The following is a 13,180-nucleotide window of genomic DNA, read 5'->3' on the forward strand; positions in this document are numbered from 1 at the left end:
GGAAGCGCCTGGCATCTTCGCACGGCGACTGTCTGTCACGTCAGCGCCCGCGTGGATCGGCGATACTCGGGTTCAGGCAACCGCCCGCGAGGAGTCCATGAGCGAACCGGAAAAGCGCATCGCCCTGTTGATCGACGCCGACAATGCGCCGGCCTCGAAGATCGACGAGGTGTTGGCCGAAGTGGCCCGCTATGGGGTGGCCAACGTGCGCCGCGCCTATGGCAACTGGAAGAGCCCGCGACTGAAGGGGTGGGAAGCGGTGCTGCATGAGTATGCGATCCGTCCCATCCAGCAGTTCGCCTACAGCAAGGGCAAGAATGCCTCGGACATGGCGATGGTGATCGATGCCATGGACCTGCTGTACGCGCGCAACCTGGATGGCTTTGCCATCGTCTCCAGCGATGCGGACTTCACCCCGATGGTGATGCGCCTGTTGACCGATGGCGTGAAGGTGTACGGTTTCGGCGAGAAGAAAACACCCGAGCCGTTCGTCAACGCGTGCTCGAAATTCACCTACCTGGAAGCACTGGGCCAGACCCACGCCAGCGTGCCGGATACCGAACAGGCATCCAGCGAACAGGCCTCGAACGAGCCGGTGGCCAACGACGATGCGCGCCCGCGCAAGAGCGGTGCGGAAATGCGCAGCGACACGCGGCTGGTGAAGATGCTGCGCCGCGCGGTGTCCGCGGCCGAGGGCGAGGATGGCTGGTCGCACCTCGGCCCGGTCGGCAGCCAGATCGGCAACCAGGCGTCGTTCGACCCGCGCAACTACGGCTACGGCAAGCTCAGCGATCTGCTGGCAGCGATCGGCCTGTTCGAACTGAAGAAGGATGGCAAGTCGTCCTACGTGCGCGCGCTGCCGAAAAAGAACCGGTAATGCCGGCCGCTGGCCAGCGAGGAACCGGTAGTGCCGGCCGCTGGCCGGCAATTCCCGGACGCCAGATCCCGCATCCGGCATGCACACACCCCGCCCGATCAGGGGTATCGTTGCCGCTCGCATTGCCAGCAAGGAATACCCGCATGTTGAAGATCTGGGGCCGTCGCAATTCCAGCAACGTCCGCAAGGTGCTGTGGTGTGCCGAGGAAATCGGCCTGCCGTACGAGTCCATCGAGGTCGGTGGCAGCCACGGCGGCACGCAGACGCCGGAATACCAGGCGATGAATCCCAATGGCCTGGTACCGGTGATCGAAGACCACGGCCTGCCGCTGTGGGAATCGAACGCCATCGTGCGCTACCTGAGTGCGCGCTATGCGCTGGGCACGCTGTACGCTGAAGACCCGATGGAACGCGCCCAGGCCGAGAAGTGGATGGACTGGAGCACCTCGCGCATGGCGCCGCTGTACACCGACCTGATCTGGGGCATCATGCGCACCGCCCCGGCCGACCGCGACGAAGCGCGGATCAATGCCGCCATCGTGCGCGCCGGCGACTACCTGGCGATGGCCGATGCCACCCTGGCCAAGCAGCCGTGGCTGTCCGGCGAGACATTCGCGATGGGTGACATCCCGCTTGGCTCGCTGATCTATGCCTGGTTCGAACTGCCGATCCAGCGTCCGGAACTGCCGCACCTGGCCGACTGGTACGCCCGTCTTCGCGAGCGCCCCGCCTACCAGCGCGGCGTGATGTCGCCGCTGACGTAAGCGAAAGCGTCCGGGGTCAGAGCCCTTTTCTGCGAAAAGGGATCCGGCCCCAGGGCATCGGGGTCGGATCCCACCCGACGGGTGGGCTCTGACCCCTCAATAAAGATCCGTCGGATCCACATCCAGCGACCAGCGCACCTTGCGTGCTTCCGGCAGCGCATACAGCTGCGGTACCAGTTGCGAAAGCACCCCGTGCAGCGGTGGCCGCTGCGCGGCAGACAGCAGCAGCTGGGCGCGCTGATAACCGGCGCGCCGTGGCATCGGCGCCGGCATGGGTCCATAGGCCTCCACCACGTCCTGCTCGCCCAGCAGCTGTCGCGCTGCCAGCAGGAATGCATTGGCATGCTCCACCTGCTGCGCTTCGGCGCGCATCAGCGCCAGATGCGCGAACGGCGGGAATCCTGCGGCCTGGCGCTGGTTCAACTCGGCCTGCGCGAACGGGTGGTAGCCACCGCTGACCAGGGTTTCCAGCAGTGGGTGCCCCGGGTGATGCGTCTGCAGCCAGACTTCGCCCGGGTCGCGCGCGCGTCCGGCGCGACCGGCGACCTGGATCAGCTGCTGCGCCAGTTTCTCGCTGGCGCGGAAGTCGGCGGAGAACAGGCCTTCGTCGATGCCGACCACCACCACCAGGGTCAGCTTGGGCAGGTCGTGGCCCTTGGCCAGGATCTGCGTGCCGACCAGGATGCCGGGCTGGTCGCCCAGTTTCGCCAGCTGTTGTTCCAGTGCATCGCGTCGCGACGTGGTGCCGCGGTCGATGCGCACCACCGGGAAGTCGGCGAAGGCGGCGGTGAGATGTTCTTCCAGACGCTCGGTGCCGATGCCCTGCGGTTGCAGCGCCAGACTCCCGCACGCGGGGCATGCCAGCGGCGCCGGTTGCCGCGCACCGCAGTGATGGCACTGCAGGCGACGACCGCCGCCATGCACGGTCATCGGTGCATCGCAGCGGTTGCATGGCGCGGTCCAGCCGCAGTCGTGGCACAGCAGTACCGGCGCATAGCCACGGCGGTTCTTGAACACCAGCACCTGCTGGCCGCGCTGCAGGTGCTCGCCGATGCCGGCCAGCACGTCGGCCGAGAGGCCGTCATGCAATGGTCGCTTGCGCACATCAAGGATGCGCACGCGCGGTGGCCGCGCATCACCGGCACGCTGCTTCAGGCGCAGGTGGGTGTAGCGCCCGGCATAGGCGTTGTGCAGCGTCTCCAGTGAAGGCGTAGCGCTGCCCAGCAGCACCGGAACGCCCAGCGCCTTGCCCCGGACCAGGGCGAAATCGCGTGCGTGGTAGCGGATGCCGTCCTGCTGCTTGTAGCTGCCGTCATGCTCCTCGTCGACGATCAGCAGGCCGGCCTCCGGCAGCGGCGTGAACACCGCCGAGCGGGTGCCGACGATCACCCGTGCCTCGCCGCGCGAAGCCGCCGCCCAGACCCGGGCGCGCTCGTTGTCGTTCAACCCCGAATGCAGTGCATGCACGGCGATGCCGAGGCGGCCGCGGAAGCGTGCCAGGGTCTGCGGGGTGAGGCCGATTTCCGGCACCAGCACCAGCGCCTGCTTGCCTTGGGCCAGGCAGTGGATGATGGCCTGCAGGTAGACCTCGGTCTTGCCGCTGCCGGTTACGCCATCCAGCAGGAACGGTTGGAAGCCCTCGACTGCGTTGATCGCCGCCACGGCCTCTGCCTGCTCCGTGTTGAGGGTGGGGCCAGGCAGTGGCTGCGCGTGCTGCGGAGCGACGCGCAGCGCCACGCGTTCGGCCAGCTCGCGCTTGGCCAGGCTGCGCGCGGCGGTGCGCCAGTCGTCCATGCGTTCGCCCAGCACGTCCTCATCGACGATGGCGTCGGCCAGCAGCTCGGCCAGCTGCCGGGGGCGGCTGCCGGCGCGCAGTTTTTCGCGCTGGGCGCGGCCTTCGGCGGTCAGCTGCCAGCCCCAGTGATGGGTGTCGGGCAGGGCGTCGCCATGGCGCAGCGGGCCCGGCAGGGCGGTGCTCAGCACCTCGCCCAGTGGCGCATGGGTGTAGCGCGCCAGCCACTGCAGGCTGTGCCACAGCTCGCCCTGGAGCAGCGGTTGCGGGTCGCACCAAGCCAAGGCCTGGCGCAGTCCCTGGCCGTCATCGGTCTGGCCGTGCCCCACCACCACGCCGACCAGCTCGCGGTTGCCGAACGGCACCTTCAGGCGGCAGCCGACCGCGACCGTGGGGCCATCGCGCTCTGGTGACAGGTAGTCGAACAGGCGCGGCAGCGGGACGGGCAGGGCGACCTGCAGGGTCGGAATGGGTGAAAGCATCGGGCCAGTGTAACGGGCCATGCGCGCGCGGATGGCAGGGGCCAGAGACTGCCGGGGGGCCTCCGTCGAATCTTAAATGTCACCTAAATATCGGTGTCCATTGGAGATTCAGTCTTATCCACATGTTCTGTGGATAACGTTGTGCGTTACCGGTCGACGGGAACGCAGGAGGCCGATGGCGACGAGCTCACGCTTGGGTTGGTCAAAAAATCGCCACAGTTCAAAGTCATTCAAAATCAACAACTTGAGTGTGAAACATTGCTGAAACAGAGTGAATTCAGCTGGATGCCGCAGTTTTCCCCGAGGCGGGCGTGGTGCTGTGCACAACCTGCAGCACGAAGTGCCTGCGCGCGCAAGTCCTACGGGTGCCGATGGGCTGCCGCTATCATGCCGGCAGACCTTTGGAGTGACCGATGACGGCTGTGCCCGCCCCTGTTTCCTCGACCGCGGCCGGCGCGCTGTCGGCGTTCCTGCGCGGCGTCGAGCGCCGCGCCCTGGTGGTGGCTGAGCTGCAGTGCGGCGATGCCGCGCGAGCCGAGCAGACCCTGGTGGCGGTGATGCGTGCCTTCGCCGCGGTCGCCAGCGACCTGCCGATGGCGCAGTGGCCGACCCGCTTCTGGACCCTGCTGGGCCAGCGCCAGGCGCTGCGCGAGCCGGTGGGCGGCCAGTGGCTGCCGCCCTTGGCCGCGCTGGGCGAAATGGGGCCGCTGCCGCGCTTGGCGCTCCTGCTGCGGGTGGGCGGCAGTCTGGACGAGGGTATCGCCATGCGCGTGCTCGACCAGGACGAAGCGGGCTACCAGCACCTGCTGGCTGATGCCTGCCCCCGTGATGCGCACGGCCAGCCCGATGCGTCGGCATGGCGCCAGCTGGCCGAACAGGTGCAGCTGCGCATCCGCGACCTGCCGGCCAAGCGCCTGCAGCAGCTGCAGCAGCCGGCTGCGTCGGCCGCCAGCAATGAAGCTCCCGCGACCAGCTGGCGCGCACCGCAGCGCGATGATCGTGCGGCCGCCCAGGGCAAGCGGCGGCGTCCCAATGCCAGGCCGCGCTGGCGCGGCCCGGTGATCCTGCTGGTGACGGTGGCGGTGCTGTTGGCCGCGGCACTGGGCTGGCGCTACTGGCAAGGACATTCATCCGGTAGCGACGCTCCACTGCCGGAAGGGGTAGTGGGCGAAGCTGGCCCGGTCACGGTGGAAGCGCTTCCGCCGAGCAAGGTCAATGCCACGCCGGATGCGACCCCGGCCCAAGCCTCCGACGACGCCATGATGCTGGCCGACCGCGACTATCCGCTGGTGGCCGATGCCGATCTGTATGCCTGGACCGCCGCCGGCGGCCCGTTGCCGGTGGACGAATCGCAATCCAGGCCGAGCCGGCCCGAGCCGGCCAGCGCCACGCTGGAAACCGCTGCCGCCGATGAATAAGACCCTGTTCGCCAGCCTGCTGCTGGCCCTGCCGTTGTCGCTGTCCGCCGCGCCGCAGACCTTGAGCGTGCCGCTGCCGCCGCCAGTGCCGGGCAGTTCACCGGCGGCTCCTGCTCCGGCCACCACAAACACGACGCCCGCTGCGTTCACCCAGCTCGACGCCCAGCAGCAGCGTCAGCGCCGTGCCGACTACGCGGCCTGGCGCGCCCTGCCGGAGAGCGAGCGGGAGCGCATCCGGCAGGCTGCGGCGCGGTTCAATGCGCTGCCGGCGGACCAGCAGCAGCGCCTGCGCGAGCAGTTCCAGGCGCAGGACCAGGCCTTCCGCGAGGGCTGGCGGCTGGGCCCGCAGCTGGGACTGGAGTTCCCCAAGCTGCACGGCCTGTTCGGCTTCGTGCCACCGGAACAGCGCGAGGCCGCGCTGGCCGTGCTGCGCCAGCTCAGCCCAGCGCAGCTGGCCCAGCTGACCCTGGTCGCGCAGCGCACGCCACCGCAGGAGCGTGACACGGTGCGAGGCGCGTTCCTCGCCGTGCCGGCCGCCGAGCGCGACACCTGGCTCAAGCGCCAGGCGGGTCAGTAAGCAAAGGGGACGGAGGGGATTAAGCCGTGTTCGGCACGGTCGTGCTTGAAACGACTTAATCCCCTCCGTCCCCTTTTCCGTTCGTAACGCGATCGCAACGCGTGATGCCGAGGCCTGCCGGAACCCAGCATTCACGACATGTCATGGGAATGCGCGCGCTGCGCGCGTAAGATGACCGGCCGCAACCCGGTGCCTGTGCCCTTCGCGCGCAACCGTAGTTCGCGTCAAGCACCTTATGTCTACTGCAACCTCCACGCCGCGCTTCAGCAAGGAAGTCGGCGCCACCGGTCTGCTCGCCCTGCCGCTTGTGCTCGGGCATGTGTCCACCGGTCTGATCTCCTTCGTCGACAACGTCATTGCCGGCCACCACGCCACCGCGACCCTGGCCGCGGTGACCATCGGCACGGCGCTGTTGTGGCTGCCGATGCTGATCCCGATCGGCACCCTGATCTCGCTCACCGCCTCGGTATCGCAGCTGCACGGCGCCGGCCGCGAGCGCGAAATCGGCCCGCTGTTCCGCCAGGCGTTGTGGTTGGCGCTGGGCCTGGGCCTGATCATGTTCACCTTCCTCACGGTGGTGCCGCCGCTGCTGCCAGCGTTCGGGATCGCGCCGGACATCGTGCCGGGGGCGACCGCGTTCCTGCACGCGGTGCGCTGGGGCGGGCCCGCACTGACCCTGTACTTCTGCATGCGTTACCTGAGCGAAGGCATGCACTGGACGTTGCCGACCATGCTGCTCGGCTTCGGCGGCCTGCTGGTGCTGGCGCCGATGGGCTACGTGCTGGCCAACGGCAAGCTCGGTTTCCCGGAACTGGGTGCGGAAGGCCTGGGCATCGCTTCGGCGGTGATGATGTGGCTGCAGGCCACGGCGTTTGCCCTCTACCTGTGGCGCACTAAGCGCTTCGCCCACCTGCAGCTGTTCTCGCACTTCGAAGGACCGCGCTGGAAGGCGATCTGGGACCTGCTGCGCACCGGCCTGCCGATCGGCATTACCGTGCTGATGGAAGGCGGCCTGTTCATCGTCACCGCGCTGCTGATCGGCCGCCTGGGTGCGAATGAAGCGGCCGCGCACCAGATCGCGATCAACGTGGCGCAGCTGTGCTTCATGATCCCGATGGGCGTGGCCGAGGCCACCACCGTGCGCGTCGGCCATGCGGTTGGCCGTGGCGATGGCTTCGGCGTACGGCGTGCGGCCTGGGCCGGCTACGCGATCATCATGGGCACGCAGACGCTGTCGGCGGCGGTGCTGCTGTTCGGCCACGATGCCATCGTCGGTGTCTACACCAACGACCTGGCGGTGGCCGGCTTGGCCTCGACGCTGCTGCTGTACGCGGCCACCTTCCAGTTCCCGGATGGCATCCAGGTACTGTCGGCCGGCGCGCTGCGCGGCCTGAAAGACACCCGCGTGCCGATGTTCATCGCCATGTTCGCGTACTGGGGCCTGGGCATGCCGCTCGGCGCCGGGCTCGGCCTGGGCCTGGGCATGGGCCCGCAGGGCATGTGGACCGGCCTGATCGTTGGCCTGACCGCCGCTGCCATCCTGATGGGCTGGCGCCTGCGCCGCAGCAGCCTGCGCATCGGCCAGTCGATGTTGTCCTGACCTTTCCGCCCGCCATGCCGACCCATGGCGGGCGATCCCCTGACTTGTGTCCGATGCTGCATCACGCGGCACCGGCTATGCTGGTACCACGGCAAGAAGCCATCCGGAGCGTTCCATGAATCAACCCGTGCCCCCGCTGCCCCCGGCGCGTCGCAACCCCGTCGCCAGTTTCTTCATCGGGCTGTGGGACGTCATGAACTTCACCCGCCGGTTGATCCTCAACCTGCTGTTCTTCGGCCTGCTGTTCCTGCTGCTGGTGATGTTCGTCATCGCGGCGGGCATGGGTGCCGGTGCCAGCAAGTCACTGCAGGATCGCACCACCCTGGTGATCGCCCCGGAAGGTCGCCTGGTCGAGCAGTTCAGCGCCGACCCGGTCAGCCGTGCACTGGCCAAGGCGGTGGGCGACAACGGCGCCGAAGAGATCCAGCTGCGCGACCTGCTGCGGGTGATCGAGTCGGCCAAGGAAGACAAGAAGATCGAGCGCGTGGTGCTGGAGCTGGACAAGCTGCAGCCGTCCGGCTTCGCTTCGCTGCGTGAAGTGGCCACCGCGCTGCAGGACCTGCGTGCCTCCGGCAAGCAGCTGGTGGCCTACAGCGAGAGCATGGGCCAGTCGCAGTACCTGCTGGCCGCACAGGCCGACGAGGTCTACCTGGATCCGATGGGGTCGGTGGTGCTCGAGGGCCTGGGCCGCTACCGCCAGTACTTCCGCACCGGCCTGCAGGACAAGCTGGGCGTGGACGTGCACCTGTTCAAGGTGGGCGAGTACAAGTCCGCGGCCGAGCCGTACGTGCTCGATGCGGCCTCGCCGGCCTCCAAGGAAGCCGACCTGTTCTGGATGAACGACGTGTGGCAGCGCTATCTGGCGGACATCGCCAAGGCGCGTCGCCTGGACCCGGCACAGCTGGCCGCCGGCATCGACACGCTGCCGGAAGGCATCGCCGCCGCCGGTGGCGACCTGGCCAAGTTCGCCCTGCAGCAGAAGCTGGTGACCGCGCTGAAGACCCGCGAGGAGTTCGAGGATCTGATGATCGAGCGCGGCGTGGCCGACGACGATGCCGACGGTGGTTTCCGCAACGTCGACTTCGGCACCTACCTGGGCCAGCTCGATGCGCGCCGCAACCCGGTGGACAACCGTCCGCAGGTAGCGGTGGTTGTGGCCGCCGGCGAAATCAGCGGCGGCGATCTCCCGGCCGGCCGCATCGGTGGCGAATCGACCTCGGCGCTGCTGCGTGCCGCGCGTGACGACGAGAACGTGAAGGCGGTGGTGCTGCGCGTGGATTCGCCGGGCGGTGAAGTGTTCGCCTCCGAGCAGATCCGCCGCGAAGTGGTGGCCCTGCAGGCCGCCGGCAAGCCGGTGGTGGTGTCGATGGGCGACCTGGCCGCCTCCGGTGGCTACTGGATCAGCATGAATGCCGATCGCATCTATGCCGATCCGTCGACCATCACTGGTTCGATCGGCATCTTCGGCATGGTGCCGAACTTCAGCCGCGCGCTGGACAAGATCGGCGTGCACACCGATGGTGTCGGCACCACCCGTTTCGCGGGTGCGTTCGATGTCACCCGCCCGATGGATCCGGCCGTGGGCCAGGTCATCCAGTCGGTGATCAACAAGGGTTACGCCGACTTCACCGGTCGCGTCGCCGACGCCCGGAAGAAGCCGGTCGAGGCCGTCGACGAAGTGGCGCGTGGCCGCGTGTGGAGCGGTGCTCAGGCCAAGGAACGTGGCCTGGTCGATGCCTTCGGTGGCCTGAAGGATGCCGTGGCCGATGCCGCCAGCCGCGCCAAGCTGGGCAAGGCCGATGCCTATCGCGTGCGCTACATCGAGAAGGCGGCAACGCCGTTCGCGCAGTTTGTCAGCGGTTTCGCCGGCAGCCGTGCCGGCGCCTGGATGCTGTCCGACTCGGGCATGGCGCGGATGGTGCTGGCGCGCACGATGCCGGAAGTGGATACGCAGCTGCGCTTTGTCGAGAACGCGGCGCGCGAGAAGGGCAACGGCACGCCGGTGAAGGCGCTGGCCTACTGCTTCTGCGGGTTCTGATCGGCAGCGGTGACGAATGAAAACGCCCGGCCCTGGCCGGGCGTTTTCGTTGGTGGGGTCGGATCCCTTTGCCCCGCAAAGGGCTCTGACCCCACAGGTCACTGCGTCGCGTCGGCCTCGGCCTTGCGTTCGCGTGCGGCGGCCTCTTCCACCGCTTTCTGCGCGCCCTTGGCGCGGTCCAGCGGTTCCTGCATCGCACGCGACATCGCTTTGGGCACCGGTGGCTTCTCCGGGTTCGGCGTCGGCGGCCGCTGGCAGGCCACCAGCAGCACGCCGGCCAGCAGGGACGAGAACAGGGTCAGGATGCGCATGGCGGCTCTCCGCAGTGGGCGTACGTGCAGTGTCGCATCCTCGGCAGAGGGCCGCCGTGAGCGCGTATCCTTGCCGCATCGAAATGCAGCGGGCGCGGCCCCGGAGGACACATGACCCAGCAACGGTGGCGCCTGGACGGGCAGACCGCCCTGATCACCGGTGCCAGCGCCGGTATCGGCCTGGCCATCGCGCACGAACTGGCCGGCTTCGGCGCGGACCTGATGATCGTCGGGCGCGATATCGACATGCTGGAGACTGCGCGCGACGAGCTGCTGGACGTGTATCCGCAGATGCAGGTGCACGCGCTGGCCGCCGATGTCTCCGACGACGAGGACCGCCGGCAGATCCTGGACTGGGTGGAAGACCACAGTGATGGCCTGCACATCCTGGTCAACAACGCTGGCGGCAACGTCACCAAGGCGGCCACGGAGTATTCAGAGGACGAATGGCGGAAGATCTTCGAGACCAACCTGTTCTCGGCGTTCGAGCTGTCGCGCTACGCGCATCCGCTGCTGGCTCGCCACGCATCGTCGTCGATCGTCAACGTCGGCAGCGTGTCCGGCCTGACCCATGTGCGCAGCGGCGTGGTCTACGGCATGAGCAAGGCCGCGATGCACCAGATGACCCGCAACCTGGCCGTCGAGTGGGCCGAGGATGGCATCCGGGTCAATGCAGTGGCGCCGTGGTACATCCGCACGCGGCGGACCTCCGGTCCGTTGTCGGACCCGGATTACTACGAGGAAGTGATCAACCGCACGCCGATGCGTCGTATCGGCGAGCCGGAGGAAGTGGCCGCCGCGGTGGGCTTCCTGTGCCTGCCGGCGGCCAGCTATGTCACCGGTGAGTGCATCGCGGTGGATGGCGGCTTCCTGCGTTACGGGTTCTGATCTTTCAGCGGGTAGTGCCGGCCGCTGGCCGGCAACTGCAATCATCTGAAGATCCTGTGGTTGCCGGCCAGCGGCCGGCACTACCGGGTGGCGGTCACCCCGGTACCGGGCAGTTGCTGGCCTCCAACACCGCCTGCAGCCGCTCGCGTTCACCGCGCGCGGTATCGCGGTTTTCCGGTGCGGCGAAGCGTTCACGGCCGCGGGCATCGCGGAAGCGCTGCTGCCAGCTGCCGCATCGCTGTGCTTCGGGAAGTTCCTCGCAGCGGTCGCGTACGACTTCGCAGCCGGCCGCGTTCATCGGCGTGACCCCGCCCAGGCCCTGCACCGTCATCGGTTCGCAGCGACCAGGTGATGCCTCGTACTCGTGCAGATAACCACCGCCCTGTCCGTCGGTGCACTGGAAGATCGGGGGAAGCGGCGGCTTCGGTGGACCGTTGCCTGCTTCGGCACGGGCATCGGCATCACGGCGCAGGGTCGCACTGTCGAGAATCTGGTTGGCACCTTCGCGTTCAACCATTCCCGCTTCCATGATGGTGCGTCCTTCGTCCGCGCGTCGTGGTTTCGCTGGGGCCGCAGGGGCAACGGCCGGTCCGGCCGGCACCGGCGCGGGTGTTTCGACGGGGGTGGGTGCAGGTTCCGCAGCCACAGGTGCAGCGGCAGCCGGCTGCGGGTTGGCCGGGCCGGGCAGGCGCAGCATCTGCTGCCTGCTGCCGGTGGGGCACGGCGTGCGCTGCAGGGTAGGGACGTCACTACTGCTGGAGGTACAGCGGTAGATCACGCCCTCTTCGGCCAACGCGCTTCCGGGCAGCAGCGCCAGAAGCAACCAGATCAGTCTGTTCATGCTCACAGCGTACAGGCTGCGCTCAACGCTGGCAGTCGCGTGACAGGCGCGCGTCGATGCCACGCTGTTCGTTGCTGATGGCGGTGCGCTCGCTCTGCAAAGCGCTTTTGTAGCGACGGTCCAGTTCCCAGCGGCGGTCGCGCAGGCGCGCACAGACCTCCTGTGGCGCCAGCGCGTGGCAGCTGTCGCGCACCAGCACGCTGCCGGCCGGGACCTGCACGCCTACGCCGACGGCGGGCGGCCGGTAACCTGCACCCTCGCCGACGGGCGGACCGATCGGTGTGCCGATGGCCGGGCGCGGCCCCGGGTACGATGGGCCCCGATGCCCGTGTGGCAGCCAGACGCTGCTCCACAACGGCACCCAACGCGGATTGCCCTCGTTGCTGTCGCTGGTATAGCGCTGTCCATCGTCGCGCACGCATTCGTACAGCGGCTGTGGCGGCTGGATGTAGACGTGGCGGACCTCGCGGTCACGCATCACCGGAGATTCGTCCGGCGGTGCGGGCGGCGCATCGCTGCGCACCACCCGCGGCGCTGGATCGCGCGGGCGCTGCAGGTCGCGGACTTCCTGGCGGCCGCTGTTGCAGGGCCTGTCCTGCAGGGCCACGGCGCCGTTGCTGGCGACGCAGCGGTAGACCCGCACATCCTCGGCCGCCGGTGCCGTCGATGGCAGCAGCAGGCACAGGCCCAAAGCGGTGCGCAGCAGATTCATGACGGCAGGGTGCGCGATTGTCCGGGGCAGCGCAATCGGCCGCTCAGGAGCGCAGCACGTTGCCGCTGAGCGCGTCGCGGATCGGGGTGGGCTGGGCCAGGCCGCCGGTTTCGCCATCCAGGATGCCATCAAGCAGGCGCAGCAGGCGGGGATCCAGTTCTTCGCGGCGGCGCGCCGGTGGTTCGCCGGCCAGGTTGGCGCTGGTGGAGACCAGCGGGCCTCCCCAGGCACGGCAGAGTTCGGCCACCAGCGGGTGGGCGCTGATGCGCACGGCGATGCCGCTGTGCTCCCCGGTGACCCACGGCTGGGCACGGGGTCCGGCCGGCAGGATCCAGGTGTTGGCGCCGGGCCAGCTGGCCAGCACCGCGCGCTGGCGTGCGTCCGGCAGGGCCTGCAGGCGCACCCAGCCTTCCAGCTGCGCCAGATCGGCCGCGACCAGAATCATGCCTTTTTCGATCGGGCGCTGTTTCAGTCGCAGCACCATGTGCACCGCCGCCTCGTGCGAAGGGTCACAGCCCAGGCCCCAGACCGCTTCGGTCGGGTAGGCGATCACGCCGCCCGCACGGAGCGTGGCGACAGCAGAGTCCAGGGTGAGTTCTTTCATGGCGGCGACCGGCCCGGCGTGGGCCTTCATTATCCCCCTGCTGCGTGCAGAAGGGGTGGACCCTGGCACCCGGTAGTGCCGGCCGCTGGCCGGCATCTGATGCTTCTGGGGTTGCCGGCCAGCGGCCGGCACTGCCCCTCATCCACGCTTGGCGTGGATCTTATCTCTTGCCAATCTGGCACCTTGGGTGCCGAGAGCCCGGCGTGGGCGACCGTGTGGATCCAGGTCTTGCGACCGAGAAGTAGCTTGGGTCCCCACGCCGGATTCTCCCTGAAC

The 13,180-nt window shown here is 68.5% G+C and carries 12 protein-coding genes; 7 read left to right on the forward strand and 5 right to left on the reverse strand.

Annotated elements, in window-relative coordinates:
- Positions 1–97 precede the first annotated feature (97 nt).
- Entirely contained in the window at positions 98–877 is a 780-nt protein-coding gene (locus H4O10_RS20040; protein ID WP_005411210.1) for an NYN domain-containing protein, read from the forward strand.
- 143 nt (positions 878–1,020) lie between these two features.
- Positions 1,021–1,641 (forward strand): glutathione S-transferase, encoded by a 621-nt coding sequence (locus H4O10_RS20045; protein ID WP_005414615.1) that lies wholly within the window; start codon positions 1,021–1,023, stop codon positions 1,639–1,641.
- A 96-nt stretch (positions 1,642–1,737) separates the two neighbouring features.
- On the opposite strand, the gene H4O10_RS20050 is transcribed toward H4O10_RS20045, so the two are convergent.
- Positions 1,738–3,915 (reverse strand): primosomal protein N', encoded by a 2,178-nt coding sequence (locus H4O10_RS20050; RefSeq protein ID WP_049452364.1) that lies wholly within the window; start codon positions 3,913–3,915, stop codon positions 1,738–1,740.
- A 413-nt stretch (positions 3,916–4,328) separates the two neighbouring features.
- Here H4O10_RS20050 and H4O10_RS20055 point away from each other — a divergent pair, with 413 nt between their 5' ends.
- The 4 genes from H4O10_RS20055 (at position 4,329) to sppA (ending at position 9,548) form a co-directional block, all read left to right on the forward strand.
- Positions 4,329–5,333, forward strand: a complete 1,005-nt coding sequence (locus H4O10_RS20055) for a hypothetical protein (RefSeq protein ID WP_033835255.1) — start codon at positions 4,329–4,331, stop codon at positions 5,331–5,333.
- The gene (locus tag H4O10_RS20060; protein ID WP_012481374.1) at positions 5,326–5,910 is read left to right on the forward strand and encodes a DUF3106 domain-containing protein; all 585 of its coding nucleotides are present in this window, start codon (positions 5,326–5,328) and stop codon (positions 5,908–5,910) included. Before H4O10_RS20055 ends, H4O10_RS20060 begins: the two co-directional genes overlap by 8 nt.
- A 235-nt stretch (positions 5,911–6,145) precedes the next feature.
- Positions 6,146–7,510, forward strand: coding sequence for an MATE family efflux transporter (locus tag H4O10_RS20065; protein WP_049452352.1), 1,365 nt, complete (start codon positions 6,146–6,148; stop codon positions 7,508–7,510).
- Positions 7,511–7,625: 115 nt separating this feature from the next.
- Positions 7,626–9,548, forward strand: a complete 1,923-nt coding sequence (sppA, locus tag H4O10_RS20070) for a signal peptide peptidase SppA (RefSeq protein WP_005411204.1) — start codon at positions 7,626–7,628, stop codon at positions 9,546–9,548.
- Positions 9,549–9,646: 98 nt separating this feature from the next.
- Here sppA and H4O10_RS20075 read toward each other — a convergent pair whose 3' ends face one another.
- On the reverse strand, positions 9,647–9,859 hold the full coding sequence (locus tag H4O10_RS20075; RefSeq protein WP_005414610.1) for a hypothetical protein: 213 nt from the start codon (positions 9,857–9,859) through the stop codon (positions 9,647–9,649).
- A gap of 111 nt (positions 9,860–9,970) precedes the next feature.
- On the opposite strand from H4O10_RS20075, the gene H4O10_RS20080 reads away from it, so the two are divergent.
- Entirely contained in the window at positions 9,971–10,747 is a 777-nt protein-coding gene (locus tag H4O10_RS20080) for an SDR family oxidoreductase (RefSeq protein WP_005411202.1), read from the forward strand.
- Positions 10,748–10,841: 94 nt separating this feature from the next.
- On the opposite strand, the gene H4O10_RS20085 is transcribed toward H4O10_RS20080, so the two are convergent.
- The 3 genes from H4O10_RS20085 to H4O10_RS20095 are packed head-to-tail and all read right to left on the reverse strand — an operon-like array spanning position 10,842 to position 12,934.
- Positions 10,842–11,588: a hypothetical protein gene (locus H4O10_RS20085; RefSeq protein ID WP_049452351.1), complete on the reverse strand. Its 747-nt coding sequence runs from the start codon at positions 11,586–11,588 to the stop codon at positions 10,842–10,844.
- A 22-nt stretch (positions 11,589–11,610) separates the two neighbouring features.
- Positions 11,611–12,300 carry a DUF4124 domain-containing protein gene (locus H4O10_RS20090; protein WP_049452350.1) on the reverse strand — a complete coding sequence of 230 codons (690 nt, stop codon included), beginning with the start codon at positions 12,298–12,300 and terminating at the stop codon, positions 11,611–11,613.
- A 43-nt stretch (positions 12,301–12,343) separates the two neighbouring features.
- On the reverse strand, positions 12,344–12,934 hold the full coding sequence (locus H4O10_RS20095) for a Sua5/YciO/YrdC/YwlC family protein (protein ID WP_005411199.1): 591 nt from the start codon (positions 12,932–12,934) through the stop codon (positions 12,344–12,346).
- Positions 12,935–13,180: the final 246 nt, after the last annotated feature.

The sequence above is a fragment of the Stenotrophomonas sp. I18B00994 genome (genome assembly GCF_014145825.1).
GTDB lineage: Bacteria > Pseudomonadota > Gammaproteobacteria > Xanthomonadales > Xanthomonadaceae > Stenotrophomonas > Stenotrophomonas maltophilia.

Coding starts and splice junctions, on each gene's coding strand:
- H4O10_RS20075 (WP_005414610.1), bottom strand. CDS start 9,859: ATGCGCATCCTGACCCTGTTCTCGTCCCTGCTGGCCGGCGTGCTGCTG.
- sppA (WP_005411204.1), top strand. CDS start 7,626: ATGAATCAACCCGTGCCCCCGCTGCCCCCGGCGCGTCGCAACCCCGTC.
- H4O10_RS20055 (WP_033835255.1), top strand. CDS start 4,329: ATGACGGCTGTGCCCGCCCCTGTTTCCTCGACCGCGGCCGGCGCGCTG.
- H4O10_RS20095 (WP_005411199.1), bottom strand. CDS start 12,934: ATGAAGGCCCACGCCGGGCCGGTCGCCGCCATGAAAGAACTCACCCTG.
- H4O10_RS20050 (WP_049452364.1), bottom strand. CDS start 3,915: ATGCTTTCACCCATTCCGACCCTGCAGGTCGCCCTGCCCGTCCCGCTG.
- H4O10_RS20065 (WP_049452352.1), top strand. CDS start 6,146: ATGTCTACTGCAACCTCCACGCCGCGCTTCAGCAAGGAAGTCGGCGCC.
- H4O10_RS20085 (WP_049452351.1), bottom strand. CDS start 11,588: ATGAACAGACTGATCTGGTTGCTTCTGGCGCTGCTGCCCGGAAGCGCG.
- H4O10_RS20045 (WP_005414615.1), top strand. CDS start 1,021: ATGTTGAAGATCTGGGGCCGTCGCAATTCCAGCAACGTCCGCAAGGTG.
- H4O10_RS20060 (WP_012481374.1), top strand. CDS start 5,326: ATGAATAAGACCCTGTTCGCCAGCCTGCTGCTGGCCCTGCCGTTGTCG.
- H4O10_RS20040 (WP_005411210.1), top strand. CDS start 98: ATGAGCGAACCGGAAAAGCGCATCGCCCTGTTGATCGACGCCGACAAT.
- H4O10_RS20090 (WP_049452350.1), bottom strand. CDS start 12,300: ATGAATCTGCTGCGCACCGCTTTGGGCCTGTGCCTGCTGCTGCCATCG.
- H4O10_RS20080 (WP_005411202.1), top strand. CDS start 9,971: ATGACCCAGCAACGGTGGCGCCTGGACGGGCAGACCGCCCTGATCACC.